This is a genomic window from Spirosoma lacussanchae (assembly GCF_005870035.1).
GTDB lineage: Bacteria > Bacteroidota > Bacteroidia > Cytophagales > Spirosomataceae > Spirosoma > Spirosoma lacussanchae.
On the sequence record NZ_SWJG01000005.1, the window covers coordinates 66,159 to 83,176 of the forward strand.

A 17,018-nucleotide genomic window follows, 5' to 3' on the forward strand; every position below is an offset into this window, starting at 1 on the left:
GCTCCTTCCATGGTAACTCAACAAACGCCCGTCGACGATTATTTCCGGTCCCATCTACCCAATCAGTACGAACAGGGCGGGCGGAAATGGCTCTACCCCCGCGCTACGTCGGGGTGGTATACGCGCTGGCGTACGGCGGTAGCGATTGTGCTGCTGCTGGCTCTGCTGGCGGGGCCGTTTGTCTGGGTCGATGGGCATCCGTTGTTTCTGTTCAACATACTCGAACGGCGGTTTATCTTTTTCGGGGTGACGTTCTGGCCGCAGGATTTCTACCTGGTAGCCATCGGGCTGATCACGTTTATTGTCTTCGTAACGCTCTTTACGGTCGTATATGGCCGCGTGTTCTGCGGCTGGGCCTGCCCGCAGACCATTTTTATGGAGATGGTATTCCGCCGGATAGAAAGCTGGATCGAAGGCGATTTCAAAGCCCGCCAGCGGCTCGACGCCGGTCCCTGGACTGCCGAAAAAATGCTGAAGAAGACCGCCAAGCATGCCCTGTTTTTCCTGATTTCGTTCGTCATCGGCAATACGTTTCTGGCCTACATCATCGGCCGTGACCAGTGGCTGACCCTGATTACCGACAGGCCTTCGCAACACTGGGCCGGCCTGACCGCCATGCTGGCTTTTACGGGCGTCTTTTATGCCGTTTTTGCCTACCTGCGCGAAATCGTCTGTACAACCATTTGCCCATACGGCCGCCTTCAAAGTGTGCTGCTCGATAAACACTCCCTCGTGGTGGCCTACGACTATGTTCGGGGCGAACCGCGCGGCAAGAAGCAACGGGAGCAGATAACACAGGATACGGGGTCTGGGGGAGGGCGTCTGGAGCCGCCTGTGGTAGCCGCCCACGCTTCTGCTCCGCGCCCCCTGCCCCAGACCCCCAAAGGCGATTGTGTCGACTGCAAGCTGTGCGTACAGGTATGCCCAACAGGGATCGATATCCGGAATGGCACGCAGATGGAATGTATCAACTGCACCGCCTGTATGGATGCCTGCGACGAGGTGATGCACCGGATCGACCGGCCGCAGGGCCTGATTCGGATGGATTCGCTGACGGGCATCGAAACCCGCGAGCCGTTTCGGTCTACGACGCGTATCAAAGCCTATTCGGGCGTGCTGCTGGCCTTGCTGGCGGTACTCGGCGGTCTGCTGGGTACCCGTCCGGCCCTCGATACAACGGTATTGCGGGCGCCGGGTCAACTGTTTCAGCGCGAGGCAAACGGACGAGTTGCCAACCTGTATTCGGTAGAGGTGATCAATAAAACCTACCAGCCGATGCCCGTACGGTTTCGGTTGAGCCATCCGGCCGCCCGGCTGCGGTTCGTACAGCCCCTGGCAGCGGTACGGCCCGGCGAGCTAACCAAAACCATGTTTTTTATCACCCTGCCCGAAACCGCCATTCGGCAAAGCAACACGCCCCTGACAATCGACATCCTGTCGGGCAACACCCTCATCGACCAGGTCGAAACCAACTTCCTGGGACCGGAGCATTGAGTGAATGGGTGATTGAGTGAATGAGTGAATAGACGGGCACGGCGCAGACATACACTCAATCGCCAACTCGCTTAATCACTCAACGAAACATTGACTCAAAAAATACCTACCAATATGAACTGGGGAAAAGCGATTGTACTTGTTTTTATTCTGTTTGCCGGCTTTATCGGCACGATGGTATTTCGGATGAGTCGCCAGCGCATCGATCTGGTGCGCGACGATTATTATCAGGACGAAATCGCCTATCAGCAACATATCGACCGCGTAGCGCGCACGGCTCATCTCAAGCAGGGCCCTGTGTTGCAGATTGACCATGTCCGGCAACAGCTCGCCCTCCGGCTGCCATCGGGCTGGACGCAGGGCCAGCTGACGTTTTACCGCCCGGCCGACCGGACGCAGGACCGGACCCTTACGCTCAGCCCCGGCCAGCAGACCGTGTCTACGGCAGACCTGGGCAGCGGGCGCTGGCGGGCTCAGTTCAGCTGGTCGGCCAACGGACAGACCTTCTATCACGAACAGTCCTTTACCAAACCCTGATGGCTATTACCTGGATACTGGCAGCTCTCACAACGGGCCTGGTAGGAAGCCTCCACTGCGTCGGTATGTGTGGACCACTGGCTATGGCGCTACCCGTTGGTCGGTTGCCCGTAGCTCGCCGGGGGCTGGGTATCGGTCTCTATCATCTGGCGCGGGTTAGTGCCTATGCTGGCATTGGGCTTGTAGTTGGGAGTGTCGGGCAGGGCCTGTTGCTGCTGAATCTACAGCGGCCTGTGTCCATCGGGGCCGGGCTGTTTCTGGTGGTCTGGACAATGGTGGCCCGGGGTAAATTCGGCAGTCTGTCGGGTCGACTGCCATCCCGATGGCTGGTTGGCTCCATGGCGCGCTTTCTGCACGAGCCGTCGCTGCGGGCGTTTGCCGCCCTGGGTTTGCTGAACGGGTTACTGCCGTGCGGATTCGTATACGTAGCCTTGGCGGGCGCTGTCGTCACCGGCAACGTAGGGCAGGGGGCGCTTTACATGATCCTGTTCGGGGCCGGTACGGTACCGGCTCTGCTGGCTGTTCGGTCCATTCCGGCATTGTTTCCGGTTGGGCTGCGTCAGCGCTTTGTTCGGATCATACCGCTGGCCACGCTCGCACTGGGCGTTTTGCTGGTTGTGCGCGGGGTCTACGTAGCCCCGCCCGCCAGCCCCGATCAGCCGCCTATTCCACTTTGCCACGGTAAAACGACGTCGGCGAAATAAGGTGCCGACCAGATGCCCGGTCAGCCTAGCGAAAGCAGCACCGGTTCATTCTCAGAACGAGTTTACGTTTTGGAGCAGACCGGGCAGGGCGGCCATCACATCGGTTGAGCAGACGCCCTCTTTCCGCCAGTACTCAATGCCACGCCGAACGAGAACAAAAGCCGGGAGCTGCTGCAGGTTGAAACTTTTAACGACCTCCGGATGCAGCGACTCGTCTACTTTTAAAATCCGTACGGTGCTGGGCAGCAGTTGCTGAAGCCGGGCCGTGAGCAACATCCGTTCCTGATACACCTCCGGCGAACTGGCCGTCGGTAAGAAACACAGCAACACCGCTGTGCTGGCCGGAATAAGAAGGGGAGAAGTGCGGTTCGCTTCCATACAGGTACGGACATTGGTCGGGCCAGCGCGCAGCCGAAAAAATTTATGTAAAAATGGTATTGTTACCAGCAGGTAGGTATGACGACTATCAGAATAGAAGTTGATTTTTGCTGGAGCAGCGGCTGTCTATAAAGTAAAAAAGACAATACCAGCCGTTATGCTACAAACCAGCCCGTTGTCTCATGCTAACATCCAGCGGTAATCCGGCCCTTACAGAGTTGCTTTTCGAGCAAAGTGAGGATTTCATTGGCCTATACGATGTCGATCTTGGGCGCTTCGTTCAGGTGAATACGGCGGGTATCCAACTGCTCGGATTCGAGACAAAAGAAGCGTTTCTGAACGATCCCGTCTGGTCGCGCTCGCTGCGGGCCAACCAGCTTAGCGAGTCTGAACGGACCCGCCTTCTTAATCTCATCGCCCGGGAAGGCCACTATGATGAGGTGACCGAACTGCGACGGGCCAACGGAGAGCTGTTTCTGGGTCGGCTAAAAGTCACATCGTTCAACAACGAAGGGCACCTGTTTGTAATGGTACGGATGCTGGATCAGGAACGGCTGCACCGGGCCGAGCGCGAACTCAAACAAAGTGTGCTGCGCTACGAAGCGGTGTTTACCAATGCCACCATCGGAATTATCGTCTCCAACCAGCAGGGCCGAATCGTATCACTCAATCAGATGGCCGGGCAGCTGTTCGGCTACGAGGGCGACGAGCTAACCGGGCAGTCGATCGATATACTGGTACCGATGGATGTCGAAAACTATCATGAGCGGCTTCGGCAGTCGTTCGTCGCTAATCCGCAGGTGCGCGCCATGGGGCACAACCGCGACCTCCACGCCCGCCGGAAAGACGGGTCGGTGTTTCCGGTTGAGGTCAGCCTGAGCTACTTCCGGCTCGACGACGAGCTGCACGTAGTGGCTTATATTATCGACATCACGTTCAAGAAAGAAGCCGAGCGCGAGCTAGTGGCGGGCCGGGACCGGATCGAGCGGCTCAATGCCGAGCTGGAGCAGAAAGTGGCCGATCGGACGCACGCGCTGCTCAACACCCTCGAACAGCTCGAGCAGTCGAAAAACGAGCTGGCCGTGGCGCTGGCCGCCGAACGGGAGCTGGGCGAGCTCAAATCGCGCTTTGTCTCGATGGCATCGCACGAGTTCAGAACGCCCCTGACCACGGTACTGACGTCGGCTACGCTGATCGAAAAATATCCCGGTGGCGACCAGCAGGACAAGCGGCAGAAGCACCTGTCGCGGATTCGGGCGTCGGTCAACCACCTGAACGATATTCTGGAAGAGTTTCTGTCGGTGGGGCGGCTCGAAGAGGGGAAAATCGAGGCCAACCCCGCTGTGGTCGATTTGCCGGAGCTGGTGGCCGACGTAGTGGCCGATATGCAGGGCATGCTCAAACCCGGCCAAACGGTGCAGCTGTCGCTGGGTAACCTGGGGCGGGCCTGGCTCGACCCCTCGTTGCTGCGCAAGGTGATGGTTAACCTGCTGTCTAACGCCATCAAATATTCCGGGCCCGACTCGGTCGTAACCGTTACGGGGGGGCAGGTCGATAAACAGATTACTCTCACGGTCGAGGATCAGGGCGTTGGCATTTCTGCCGATGATCAGGAGCATTTGTTCGAGCGCTTCTTCCGGGCCAAAAACGTGACCAATGTGCCCGGTACCGGGCTGGGGCTGCATATCGTAGCCAAATATATTGAGCTGATGGGCGGTACCGTTGCCCTCAGCAGTGAACTGGGTCAGGGAACCACCATTACCTTAACGCTGCCGTATGAAAACCATCCTGCTAATTGAAGATAACGACGCCATCCGCGAAAACACCGCCGAAATACTGGAGCTGACCGGCTATCGGGTACTGACCGCCGAGAACGGAAAAGTGGGCGTCGAAAAAGCCCTCGAGACCCGGCCCGATCTGGTCATCTGCGATATTATGATGCCCGTGCTGGATGGATACGGGGTGCTGCATATTTTCAACAAAAACCCGCAGCTGGCCAGTGTGCCGTTTATTTTTCTGACGGCGAAAACCGAACGAACCGATTTCCGGAAAGGCATGGAGCTGGGCGCGGATGACTACCTTACCAAACCCTTCGATGAGTCTGAGCTGCTCAGCGCTATAGAAGGGCGGCTGAACCGATTCCGCCACGTGGGGCCACCGCCGGGTCAGCCCGCCACCGCCGACGATTTGAACGAGTTTATCAACGAGGCCCGGCAGGTAGCCGACCTGAAAAGCCTCCCGGCCGACCGCAAGGTGCACACGGTTCGTAAGAAACAGTATATCTATACCGAAGGCGATGAACCGACGCGGCTGTATTTCGTGCAGTCGGGTAAGGTCAAAACCGTACGAACGAACGCCGACGGAAAGGAGCTGATCACCGGGCTCTACGGTCCGGGCGACTTTTTCGGGTACCTGCCGCTGCTCGAAACCACCGAATACACCGACTCGGCCGTAACGCTCGACGACTCGGAGCTGATCTATATCCCGAAAGAAGATTTTACCCAGCTGCTGACGGCCAACGTGGAGGTGGGCCAGCAGTTCATCCGCCTGCTGGCGGGGCGGGTGAGCGAGCGCGAAACCCAGTTGCTCGGTATGGCCTACAGCTCGCTGCGTCGGCGGGTGGCCGATGCGCTGCTGCGACTCCACGACCAGCATCCCGGCGAACTGATTCAGCTCTCGCGCGACGATCTGGCGTCGGTGGTGGGTACGGCTACCGAGTCGCTGATCCGCACGCTGAGCGAGTTCAGGCAGGATGGCCTGATTGAGCAGACAACGGTAACCGGTGGATCGGCCACGACGGGCATACGGGTGCTGCAACCCGACAAGCTGCGCCGGGCCAACTGGTGATCAGCGCTGCAGCTGACCAGAGTCAGCCGACCAACTGACAGGACTCATCAATGCTAACGGCCCGGAAACGTAGGTTTGTCTGACCATCTGTACGTCGTTCCGGTTTATGAAAAAAGCGCTCTTCGTTACCAACTGCTCGGTCGATTCGGCCCTGGCCCTCTGCAACTGGGCGGTCGAAAACGATCCGGAATCCATTGCCCTGACGGTAGTACATCCGTATGATCTGGAATCGTGGGAGCTGAACAAACAAGCGATCAAAGAAGCTAAGCAACGGGCTCAGGATCAGCTGGGCAGCTGGCTGAAACTGCTCGACGGTACCGACGGCTGGCCCGGTACCCTGCAAACCGAAACCCTCATGGCCTCGCCCCGGCTGGCGGCTACCATTCATCTGCTGCTGCGCACCTACGATTACGTAGTTGTCGAAGATCCCTGGCATCAGACGCCCCTAGTATCGGCCGAACTTCTGCGTCGGTCGGGGGCGCAGCTATGCCCGCTTGCCGAGTCGGCTGGCGTACTCCGGTAACTGAGGGCTGGCGCTAGAAATACGCTTTCATGGCTTTCGGGTACTGCGGAATCACCTGTTCCGGATCGGCAATGTCGGGGTGCCACAGCTTTTCCCATTCGAAACTATAGAACCCCTGATAGCCCCCGGCCCGAAGTGCGCCGATGGCCTCGCGCAAGGGAGCCACCCCCTGCCCAACCGCTACGTAGTGATGGGCCGCCCCCTCAATCCTGGCATCTTTGATGTGCACATGCCGGATAAACCGGTTTAGTTGCTGGTACACGGCCGTGGGCGTTTCGTGCGCATCGACCCACATATTGAACACATCCCAGATCAGTCCCACGTTCGGATGCTCGGCCGCGGTCATGATCTTAAGCAGCCAATCGCTTTTGGTCAGTTCGCCGTGCGATTCGAGCAGGACCGTGACGGAGCGATCCTTGGCATACCCGCCCAGTTCGAGGAGGCCCTGGCTGATGAGGTCGAGCGTTTTGGCGCGGTCCTGGTCGGGTGGTAGCTGATCGGGAAAAACGCGAACGAAGGGGCAGTCGAGTTGCCGGGCCAGATCGATAAACCGCCGGGCTTCGTCGAGGTGTTTGGCTCGTTTGGCGGGGTCGGCATGGTGGAGCTGGGTCGATGCGCCCAGGTTACAGATTCGAACGCCCTGGCTGGCAAAGCGGTTTTTGACGTCGGCAGCGCGTTCGGCCGTGCTGAAGTCCGGACTTTTGGTCAGGTCCAGCTCGCCCATGAGCCCCCGAAACTCGACGCCCTGATAGCCCCCGTCGACGGCTGTTTTCAGGATGGTAGCCAGCGACCATTTCGGGCAGCCCAGCGTTGAAAATGAAAACCGGGGCGCAGCTGCGTCAGTCCCGAAAGCCGGTGTCATCAGGGCGGTAGCCAGACTGGACAGGGTCGTTTTCAACGCCGACCGGCGGGTTATCGTGTGCATCGGAGTAGGAGAGTAGCGGGTGAAAACAGCGGTGAAATAGTCTACAGCTGGCGGGCTTTCAGCTGCCGAACCGCATAGTTGGCCGCCCGGGCGGTCAGCGCCATATACGTCAGCGACGGGTTCTGCGTTGAGGTGGAGGTCATACAGGCGCCGTCGGTCACGAACACGTTCTTGCAGTGATGCAGCTGGTTCCAGCTGTTCAGCAACGACGTTTTAGGGTCACGCCCCATCCGAACGCCCCCCATCTCGTGGTTCTCACTGCCGGGCAGCCGACCCGTATCGATGGGCTTTCTGGCCGTGAAGCCCGCCCGTTCGAACATCTCGCTAAACTGCTCGAAAAAATCGCGCAGCATTTTCGCGTCATTCTCATCGTAAGCGACCGATACCCGCAGCAGTGGAATCCCCCACGCATCGTTCTGCATCGGGTCGAGCCGGACGGTGCTGTGTTCTTTCGGGATCGTTTCGCCCATCATGCTGGCCATGACCGACCAGGGGCCGGGCGTGTACTGGGTGAGCCGGTCCTTGAGTTCGGCACCAAAGCCGTTTCGGTCGGGCTGCGAGGGTCGGCCGGCCGAGAAGGCCGTGGCGTAGCCGCGCAGGAAGTCCGTCTCCTGCCGATGTACGTTGCGGAAGCGGGGCAGGTAGCTGCTGTTGGGGCGCCGTCCCCAGGTAGTCGAGTCGGCAAACCCGTCATACTGGGCCGACATACGGCCGCGGTAGCTATGAAAAGCCATGAACTTGCCCAGCAGTCCGTTGTCGTTACCGAGCCCGTTGGGAAAGCGGTCGGAGGTCGAGTTGAGCAGAATCCGGTTGGTGCTGAGCGCCGACGCGTTCAGGAACAGCACGTCGGCAAAATACTCGGTCATGCTGCCCGTTTGCCGGTCAACAACCCGCACGCCCGTGGCCCGCTGTTTGGCTGCGTCGTATAGAATCGAGTGGACCACGGCGTCGGTTTGCAGAGTGAGTTTACCGGTTTTCATGGCCCAGGGGAGCGTTGACGAATTGCTGCTGTAGTAGCCGCCGTAGGGGCACCCCCGTTCGCAGAGCGTGCGGTGCTGGCACTGGGCCCGGCCCTGTTGGGTATGAATCGCGCTGGGTTGGGTCAGGTGGGCCGCCCGACCCATAATAACCGGTCGGGTAGGATAGTGCTGGCTCATCTGCTTCTGGAAGTATTTTTCCACGCAGTTCATCTGATGTGCCGGTAAAAACTCGCCATCGGGTAAGGTAGCCAGTCCGTCGCGGTTACCCGAAACGCCGATAAACCGTTCGACATAACTATACCAGGGCGCCAGATCAGCGTAGCGGATTGGCCAGTCGATGGCGAACCCGTCGCGGGCGGGGCCGGTAAAATCGAAGTCGCTCCAGCGCTGTGTCTGGCGACCCCACAGCAGCGAACGTCCACCCACCTGATTGCCCTGAATCCAGTCGAAGGGTTTATCCTGCAGGTAGGGGTTCTCGGCGTCGCTGGCGTAGAAATGCTTACTCCCTTCGTAAAAAGCGTAGTTTCGGCTGGCTACCGAATACGCCTGCCTGGTCTCCAGCGGAACCTGGCCCCGGTGGTCAAAATCCCAGGGGTTTAGCGTAGCGGTGGGGTAATCGGTAACGTGTTTTACATCCCGTCCCCGCTCCAGCAGCAAGGTGCGCAGGCCTTTGCCCGTCAGTTCTTTCGCAGCCCAGCCACCACTCATCCCCGACCCAACCACAATGGCGTCGAAGTGATTGGGCAGATCGGCATTGCCGCGCAGGTTACTCGTAATCAGGTGTGCCATGGTATCCTTATACGTCATCAGACCGAGCGTACCCGAACTCCGCCCGATGGCTATACTAACGTAAACAGCTGCCCGACCCTACAGGCCCCAGCAGCTGAAAAAGCATATTTTAGCTCATCTATACTACTGCCATTTTAACAGATAAGGTTGCTTTGAGAATACGATACGCACCTGTTGGCGTGTCTCCACGCCGACCCACGCGACACCAACAACTCCATCCGGTCAGGTTGGCTTGGAGACACGCCAACGGGCGAGAGCGCACCAACCAATGCATCAGCAAAAAAACACCCGGTACCGCGTGGACACGGTACCGGGTGAGTAGTTCATCAGTTACGCTGATCGGGGGCTACTGCTGCACTTTGTTCAGAAATTTGATGGACGATACAGACATCAGCGGCTGAATGGCTTTAGCCTGCTCGTTTTTAAAGACAAAATACACATCGTGAACGCCCTCCGTCGGCTGAAGCGTCAGGAAAACCGGCGGCCGCGCAAAAGGGTTGAAATTACCCCCGCCCTTGCCGCCAGCCGCTGGGCTTCCGGCTTTGGGAGCGGCACCCGAGGCTGGGGCGTTGGCTCCGCCAGCGGCTGGTGGTTTCTGACCAGACTCCATCTGAGCCATGAGTTTTTCAATGTCGACTTCAGGCGCCAGCTCCAGCGTGGTAGTACCAATGAGCGGACCCGTCGGCGAGTTTAGATGCACTTCAATAGTGCCGCCTGCGCTACCCTCGCGTCGCTGGGCCGAAGCTGCCAGCTCCAGCTGCCGGATACCGGTCAGGTCCAGTTTCTGGAAGCCGATGTAGCTATTCTGATAGGGGATAACATTTTCGCCTTTGCCCATACCCTTGGCTTTGACGTCGGCCCCTTTGATGACAGCTGCTGTTGACGCATCCATTTCGGGACTGCGCAGCACCAGCATCTGCTCGGCCGTCTGGGCCGGAACCGGTTTGCCGCCCTTCACCTGACTACCCCGGTCAGTATAGGCCGCCCGAATCAGCACCGACCCTTTACCTGGATCGCCCTCGGGGAGTTTAACCGTATAGCTGCCCTGCAGAGGCAGGCTGCTGAACGTTTTCTCGGTGCTGTGCAGGATGTAGTTGACCAGAATACGGGCATCGGCAACCGACATGGCCGGGTGCCCCGGCATGGCTACGTCGCCCCAGTTGCCAACGCCCCCCTGCCGGATTTTGGTGATCAGGCGGTCGGGTGCCGCTGCGTCGTTTTTGTATTTGGCCGCAATCGCCGTGAAGGCAGGCCCTACCGATTTGGTTTCGAGCTGATGGCAAACCTTACAGTCGCTCTGGTTGATCAGCGCCTGCGCTACGGCATACTGGGTCGACGCATCGACGCTGCGCTGGCGCTGGGCAACCTCGGCATAGTCGAAGCCCTCGGAGGTATAGTCGATACTCATGGCCACGCGTGCCGGGCTGATCTGGCCCGGAGCCGCCGTCGACCGGGCCAGGCTGCCATCTTCCTGATCCGTTACCTGAACGGCGTACTGGATGGGCTGGTCGGGGAAGAAGAACGTCTGGTTGCTGGTCAGGTTGACGGCTACGGTTGGGGCTTCGTTACCGGCAATGATCCGCACCGACTGGCTGTTGGCGGCTCCTTTGGCGTCGGTAACGGTCAGCGTCGCCGTGTATACCCCCGCTTTGTCGAAGGTGACGGCCGGGTTGGCGGTTGCCAGGGTGCGGGCCGGCTGGCCGGGCGACGTGATTTTCCACTGGTAGGTAAGCGGATCTCCGTCGCTGTCGCGGCTGCCGTCGGCCGAGAGGGTGAGCTGCAGTGGCACCTTACCACCGGGCTTGCTGGCCGATGCCTGTACAATGGGTTTGCGATTACCACTGTTGTACTCGATCCGGACCAGCCGGGCATTGTCGCTCTTGCGGAACCAGTTGCTGCCGTATTCGAGTACATAGAGATCGCCGTCGGGGCCGAACTTCATATCGATGGGCTCAACTGGGTGGTAGCTGGGTAAAAACCGTTCCATCGACTGGTAGTTACCGTCGGCATCCATGGTGATGGCCATGATCCAGCCGCGCGAAAAATCGGTCACGATCCATTTGCCTTCGTAATAGGCAGGCCAGGGCCGTTTGGCGTTTTTGAAATCGGCCTGCCGGTATACGGGCCCACCGGTAGCCGACCGCGAGCCGGTTCCAACCAGCGGAAACTCTTCGGAAACCGCGTATGGGTAGTAAACGAACGAAGGTGCCGTTGGGGGCAGCTCCGTGAGGCCGGTGTTGTTGGGCGAGTTGTTGATGGGGTGGGCGGGGTCTTTCTTCTCCAGGGGCTTCTTGTTGGCGTAATCATAGACCGGGAAGGCCTGGTTGTTTCCAACGAACCACGGCCAGCCGAAGTTACCTGGCTTGCGGGCCTGGTTCAGCTCATCGTAACCGCGCGGACCGATCTCCGAATCTTTGGTAGCATCGGGACCAACCTCGCCCCAGTAGATGTAGCCCGTCTGGCTGTCGACCGAGATTCGCCAGGGGTTACGGTGGCCCATGGAGTAGATTTCGGGCCGGGTTTTGGCGCGGTCGGCAGCGGCAGTACTTTTCGGGAACAGGTTTCCGTCGGGAATGGTGTAGGTGCCGTCGGCTTCGGGGTGGATCCGAAGAATTTTACCGCGCAGGTCGTTGGTGTTGCCCGCGTGGCCCTGGTCGTCCCAGCTGCTGCGGTCGGGGCGCTCATCGGTTTGGGCCGCCTGCTGGTTGCCGGTATTGTTGCCAACGGTCAGGTACAGATTACCGGCTTTGTCCCAGGTCATGCCTCCGCCCGTATGGCAGCAGACCTCGCGCTGGGTCGGCACTTCCAGCATCACCTTCTGCGAGTTCTCCACCAGCTTGTCGTTCCGGTATTCCCAGCGGGTCAGGATGTGTTTTTTCTCCGTCGGATGGGCGTAGTACAGGTACATCCAGTGGTTCTGATCGAACTTGGGGTCCAGCGCCAGGCCCATCAGCCCTTCTTCGGCCTCCGACACGCGACCCTGGGCGGAGGTGTATTTGGTGTTGACCGGAATCGTAGCGATGAGGTCTACCGATTTGGTGACGGGGTCGTACTTCTTCAGGGCTCCTTTGCGCTCGATGATGAAGGTAGTCCCATCATTGGCCACTTCGAAGACCATGGGTTCATCGAGGTCTTCGGCCAGCACGACCGGCGTAAAGCGGGTTTCGTCGGGTTTGGCGGGGTCGTCCTGGATGACGAAAGAGGCCAGGGCCATCAGCAGGCAGGCCTGCAGCGGCAGCATGGCCAGGCGCGACAGACGACCTGACCAGGGTGTTGAGGTAGCGGGTTGGTTCATAGCAGGGTCGGGTTATAGAATCTTTTTCAGATTGGTGTAGCTGGTGGTGATGCTGTCAATCCCGCCGGGTGCCATATCCTGTTCCACGAAAATGTATTTCAGGCCAGCTTTCCGGGCTGCGGTAAACGCTTTTTTGAAATCGACCACGCCGTTACCGACTTCGGTAATTGTTTTCAGGTCGCTCTTAATGTCTTTGATGTGCCAGAGCGGAAAACGGCCGGGCTGCTCGCTGAACAAGGCTACCGGGTCTTTGCCAGCTTTGGTGGCCCAGGCCAGGTCCAGCTCCATCTTGACCAGGTCTTTATCTGTCTGCGACAGAATCAGCTCGTAGGGCGTTTTGCCGCCGTCGACCGGATCGAATTCGGTGGCGTGGTTATGATACGCAAAGCCAATGCCGGCTTTTTTGGCGGCTTCGCCCGTTTTCTGGAATACCTCGATCGATTTATTGATCTCGTCAACAGTGCCAACCGGCGTACTGGAGCAGACCAGATAGGCCAGTCCGCCTTCTCCGGCTTCGTCGATCAGCTGCTGGTAGTTGTCGCGGAGGTTCAGCATAGGCGGCATCTTCGAGAAATCCATGGCCGGGCGCTGCGTTGTACCGGCAGGAGCACCCGCCGGTGGAGCCTGCTGCGGCCGCGGCCGGAACGGTGCGCCACCCGCGTGGTGGGCGCGCCAGGTCATGCCCAGGTCCGATACCAGCGCTCTGAAGTCTCTGGCCGAGTAGCCGTAATAGCCACCGCGCAGGTTAAACGCCGATTCGATTTCTTTATAGCCCGCTGTCGCCACTTTTGCCAGGGTCCCTTTCGGATCTTCGTTCATGGGACCAAATAGAGTAAACAATTGGATGCCGATGGGGTAGGCGGGGGCATTATCCAGTACATCCCGTACGCTGGCAAAACCAGGTAACACGGCACCGCCCAGGGTTAGGGTACCAGCCGTGCGTAGAAAATCTCGTCTTGTTGTCATAAAATCAGAAACCGGGAAAAGGAGCTAAGAAAACGAATTGAACGGCCGCCCCCTGTTACCAGGACGGAGCGGCCGGGAACTGTGCACTGACGCCTACTGCCCAGACCAGCCGGGCAGAGGTTATTTTTTGTCGGCAACCGTATTATCCTGCCGGGCAAACTCACCGTTTAGTTTAATCTCCACTTCGTCGCTAACGACCACTACGGGTATGGTACCTACGCCGAAGTCAGAACGCTTCAGGGTGCCCCCTACCTTAAAGCCTGCTTTGTCCTGTTCTTTACCGCCCATCCCTTTCATGGCAACAGGACCTGTCATAGTTATATCGAGCGTAACCGGTTTGGTAACGCCATGCATGGTCAGATCGCCGACCATCGTGTACTTTTTGCCCTCTACTTTCCGGAACGACTTACTCCTGAACGTTATGGCCGGGTATTTGGCTGCATCGAAAAAATCGGGTCCCTTCAGGTGCCCATCGCGTCGGTCGTTGTCGGTGTTGATACTGTTGACATCGGCCGTGAATTCAAAAACCGCATCCGACAGGTCTGCTTTTGCCGCAGTGATTTTTGCGTCAAATGTTTTAAAGTTTCCGTCGACCTCTGCCAGCAGATTGTGAGTGATTGTGAAGCCAGCCCGTGAGTGTGCTTTGTCGAGCGACCAGGTTTGGGCGTAAGCGGTTGAGAGGGTGAGCAGGGCTGCTACGGTGAATACAGACGATTTCATGGATGTTGGAAAATGGATTGGTGAACGATTTATTGAACTGGGCAAAGAACGGATTACTGCTGACCCTATCGGGGGCGTCCGCCCGCCGGGGCGGCTTGTGGCTGGCTGTCGCCACTACCCTCGCTCTTCACATCATCGTTGTTGACGGAGCGGACTTTACGCCGGGGTTCCTCAAAAGTCATTTTACCGATGCGATAGGTGAAGGTTACTTTCAGGTTCGAGTTGTAGAGATTCATCGTGCTGGACTGGGTCAGCAGGGGCGAATTCAGGTTGGTTCGTATGCTAATGCCATTACCCAGGAAGTTCTCGGCGGCCAGACCGATGCTGCCCCGCTTGTTGACCAGATCTTTCCGAAGGCCAAGCGAGTACATGTAAAAGCTGCCCATCGTTCCCTGCAACTGCGGCATGGGCCCACGCCAGAAGCTGAACAGCTGTGCGCTCCAGCCTTTGTTCATCTGCAACTGGCTCATTAGCCGACCACCAATGCTGACGCCCGAGTTGCTGATCGTGACCGACCGCCCATCGGCGCCGGGCGTAGCGCCCTGCATGTACACGTAGTAGCCGTCCAGCCCACCGTTCAGGCTCCATTTGGGTGTGATGTTGGTGTTGAAGAACACATTGGCACCGAACGTACGCTGCACACCGATGTTCTGAAAGGTGGTAATGATACCCCCGGCCAGCGTATCGGACGGAATCCGGATCTGCGTAATGGCGTTGTTGGTCAGTCGGCCGAAAAGGGAAGCGTTCAGGTAGGTTTTTTTGATGGTAGAGCTCAGGCTCAGCTCTACATTGTCGGTCAGCTCCGGCCTCAGGGTCGGGTTCCCAACCGAGATTGTCTGAGGATTGGCCGCGTTGGGGTTGGGGTTGAGCTGCTGCAGGCCGGGGCGCTGGATTCGGCGGTTATAGGCAGCTTTTACGGTAGTGCCACCCTTCAGACTTTTCGATATGTTCAGGCTTGGTACCAGATTGCCGTAGTCCGGAATAGCCAGTGGTGTATCGCCGTTGGCCGTAGCCGTTATGCCGGTAAATTCGTAGCGCGTGCCGGCTTTGATCGTGTATTTGCTGCGGGTTATGTACGTGTAGGAGAGATAGCCCGCGCCGATAGTCTGGCTGTAGGCCAGCGAACCGGGTGGATTGGTTGGGTCGATACTAAGTGCACCCGCATCGCTGCCGATCAGATATCGAAAGTCGCTGTCTACCTGGCGCATGATGGCTTTGCCGCCAAACTCCAGCAACTGATTTTTTCGGAGAGGAGTCTGATAATCGGTCTGGATCGTGAACTCCTGGTTGGTATTGTTATTAATATTCTGCTGCCGGGCGGCCAGACTGCCAGCGTTGTCGAGAATATCGGCGCTGAAATTATTGACCAGGCCCGTACGGCTGTACTGGGTCGAGATGGTCCACTCCTGCTGGGGTTTGAACGTGCGGATGTAGTCGAGATTCATATCGACCGAGTTCGACAGATCCTTCCGGTCAACGTCGCGGTTGGTGGCTCGCAGCAGCGAGTCGCCAATCGATGCGCTGGTGAGCTGGTTCTGCTGCTGGATGAAGTTACGGGTGCCAAACCGAATGTTGGCCGACAGGGACTGGTTCCTGGCCAGATCATAATCGAAGCCCAGCGTATACTGACCGAAAAGCGGATTGTCGAAGGCGGTTCCCTCCTGGCTGGTGCGCTGGAGCTGGTTGCCAACCCGGGTGGTCTGTTCCAGCGTCGATGAGGCCCGGTTGTACATAGCCCGGCCAAAACCGCCGAGCGTAATGCCCAGCTTACCCTGCCGGTACGAACCGTTCAGGCCCAGGTTGGACGCCCGCAACCCCACGCCCGCGTCGACGTTCAGGGTCAGGCCGTGTAGCGTGCTTTTCTTGGTGATGATGTTGATGATCCCCGCAGCACCTTCGGCATCGTACTTGGCCGATGGGCTGGTAATGACCTCTACCGACTTGATCATATCGGCCGGTAACTGTTTCAGCGCGTCGGCTACGTTGGCAGCCACAATAGTAGAGGGTTTGTTGTTGATGAGCACCCGGATGTTCTGGCTACCCCGTAGGCTGACGTTCCCGTCAAGGTCGACCGAGAGCATCGGTACCCGCTTCAGTACGTCTGATGCGTCTCCGCCCTTAACCGTAAGGTCCTTGTCTGCGTTGAACACGAGCCGGTCTACCTTTTCTTCAATGAGGGCTGCCTGACCCGTAACTACCACCTCGCCCAGCGTCCGCACATCGGGTGACAGCCTGACCGACCCCAGCTTCAGATCACTGCCTTTAGCCATGGTGAACGGCCGCGAATCCTGATTTTTGTAGCCGATAAACGAGTACTGGAGTCGGTAGTCGCCCGGGGCCAGTCTGGTCATCGTAAAATTGCCGCTGGCGTCTGACGTGGTACCGTCGATAGGCTTGTTGGTTCTGGTGTTGATAAGCGCAACGGTAGCGAACTCGATCGGTTTGCCCGAGAGTGAGTCGATGAGTAGCCCGCTTAGTTTGCCGTTGCCTTTGGGCGTGTCGTCAGCAACGCCGGTAAACTCTTTTTTGCGCTGGTCGTTCTGGCCGCCCATACCCGGTGGGCCACCCCCCGGCGGGCCAAACTGAGCAAAAGCCGTGAGTGACCCGGCCAGGCCGTATAACATGCCTAGTTGTACAAGCAAACGGAAACGGTGCATACTCATGAAATAGCGGATTGATCAGCCAAAACAACAGCCTGTTCTGTTCCCGTAAAAAGCCAATCGACCGTGAGCCGGAGAACGTCGGCAAACTGCCCATTTCTGCCGACGAAGCCAGCGGATAGAGACGCCGGTTTCGGGCAGGGCATTTCGTCGGCAGAAACGGGCTACCGGTCGGTAGATTCGGGTTTGTGGGCGATTGC

General features: G+C 58.4%; 13 protein-coding genes. 6 read left to right on the forward strand and 7 right to left on the reverse strand.

Going from position 1 to position 17,018, the window contains the following annotated elements; all coding sequences use genetic code 11:
* Nucleotides 1-9: 9 nt before the first annotated feature.
* The 3 genes from ccoG to FBR45_RS18205 all read left to right on the forward strand — a co-directional run bounded on the left by ccoG (nucleotide 10) and on the right by FBR45_RS18205 (nucleotide 2,735).
* Nucleotides 10-1,494 (forward strand): cytochrome c oxidase accessory protein CcoG, encoded by a 1,485-nt coding sequence (gene ccoG / locus FBR45_RS18195; RefSeq protein ID WP_138504899.1) that lies wholly within the window; start codon nucleotides 10-12, stop codon nucleotides 1,492-1,494.
* A 114-nt stretch (nucleotides 1,495-1,608) separates the two neighbouring features.
* Nucleotides 1,609-2,031: a FixH family protein gene (locus FBR45_RS18200; RefSeq protein ID WP_138504901.1), complete on the forward strand. Its 423-nt coding sequence runs from the start codon at nucleotides 1,609-1,611 to the stop codon at nucleotides 2,029-2,031.
* On the forward strand, nucleotides 2,031-2,735 hold the full coding sequence (locus tag FBR45_RS18205) for a sulfite exporter TauE/SafE family protein (RefSeq protein WP_138504903.1): 705 nt from the start codon (nucleotides 2,031-2,033) through the stop codon (nucleotides 2,733-2,735). The genes FBR45_RS18200 and FBR45_RS18205 overlap by 1 nt, the downstream gene beginning before the upstream one ends.
* A 51-nt stretch (nucleotides 2,736-2,786) precedes the next feature.
* Here FBR45_RS18205 and FBR45_RS18210 read toward each other — a convergent pair whose 3' ends face one another.
* A complete protein-coding gene (locus tag FBR45_RS18210) occupies nucleotides 2,787-3,113 on the reverse strand; it encodes a YbbN family protein (RefSeq protein WP_138504905.1) in 327 nt (108 codons plus the stop codon).
* Nucleotides 3,114-3,295: 182 nt separating this feature from the next.
* On the opposite strand from FBR45_RS18210, the gene FBR45_RS18215 reads away from it, so the two are divergent.
* The 3 genes from FBR45_RS18215 to FBR45_RS18225 all read left to right on the forward strand — a co-directional run bounded on the left by FBR45_RS18215 (nucleotide 3,296) and on the right by FBR45_RS18225 (nucleotide 6,483).
* Nucleotides 3,296-4,912 (forward strand): sensor histidine kinase, encoded by a 1,617-nt coding sequence (locus FBR45_RS18215; protein ID WP_138504907.1) that lies wholly within the window; start codon nucleotides 3,296-3,298, stop codon nucleotides 4,910-4,912.
* Complete coding sequence (locus FBR45_RS18220; protein WP_138504909.1) at nucleotides 4,890-5,960, forward strand: response regulator; 1,071 nt, start codon at nucleotides 4,890-4,892, stop codon at nucleotides 5,958-5,960. Before FBR45_RS18215 ends, FBR45_RS18220 begins: the two co-directional genes overlap by 23 nt.
* 106 nt (nucleotides 5,961-6,066) lie before the next feature.
* A complete protein-coding gene (locus FBR45_RS18225; protein WP_138504911.1) occupies nucleotides 6,067-6,483 on the forward strand; it encodes a hypothetical protein in 417 nt (138 codons plus the stop codon).
* 13 nt (nucleotides 6,484-6,496) lie between these two features.
* On the opposite strand, the gene FBR45_RS18230 is transcribed toward FBR45_RS18225, so the two are convergent.
* The 6 genes from FBR45_RS18230 to FBR45_RS18255 all read right to left on the reverse strand — a co-directional run bounded on the left by FBR45_RS18230 (nucleotide 6,497) and on the right by FBR45_RS18255 (nucleotide 16,821).
* The gene (locus tag FBR45_RS18230; protein WP_138504913.1) at nucleotides 6,497-7,408 is read right to left on the reverse strand and encodes a sugar phosphate isomerase/epimerase family protein; all 912 of its coding nucleotides are present in this window, start codon (nucleotides 7,406-7,408) and stop codon (nucleotides 6,497-6,499) included.
* Nucleotides 7,409-7,449: 41 nt separating this feature from the next.
* A complete protein-coding gene (locus tag FBR45_RS18235) occupies nucleotides 7,450-9,177 on the reverse strand; it encodes a GMC oxidoreductase (protein WP_138504915.1) in 1,728 nt (575 codons plus the stop codon).
* 346 nt (nucleotides 9,178-9,523) lie between these two features.
* Nucleotides 9,524-12,472, reverse strand: coding sequence for a PQQ-dependent sugar dehydrogenase (locus FBR45_RS18240; protein ID WP_138504917.1), 2,949 nt, complete (start codon nucleotides 12,470-12,472; stop codon nucleotides 9,524-9,526).
* Between the two features lie 12 nt (nucleotides 12,473-12,484).
* The gene (locus tag FBR45_RS18245) at nucleotides 12,485-13,438 is read right to left on the reverse strand and encodes a sugar phosphate isomerase/epimerase family protein (protein WP_138504919.1); all 954 of its coding nucleotides are present in this window, start codon (nucleotides 13,436-13,438) and stop codon (nucleotides 12,485-12,487) included.
* Between the two features lie 120 nt (nucleotides 13,439-13,558).
* The gene (locus tag FBR45_RS18250) at nucleotides 13,559-14,158 is read right to left on the reverse strand and encodes a YceI family protein (RefSeq protein ID WP_138504921.1); all 600 of its coding nucleotides are present in this window, start codon (nucleotides 14,156-14,158) and stop codon (nucleotides 13,559-13,561) included.
* Between the two features lie 65 nt (nucleotides 14,159-14,223).
* Nucleotides 14,224-16,821: a TonB-dependent receptor domain-containing protein gene (locus tag FBR45_RS18255; protein WP_138504923.1), complete on the reverse strand. Its 2,598-nt coding sequence runs from the start codon at nucleotides 16,819-16,821 to the stop codon at nucleotides 14,224-14,226.
* Nucleotides 16,822-17,018: the final 197 nt, after the last annotated feature.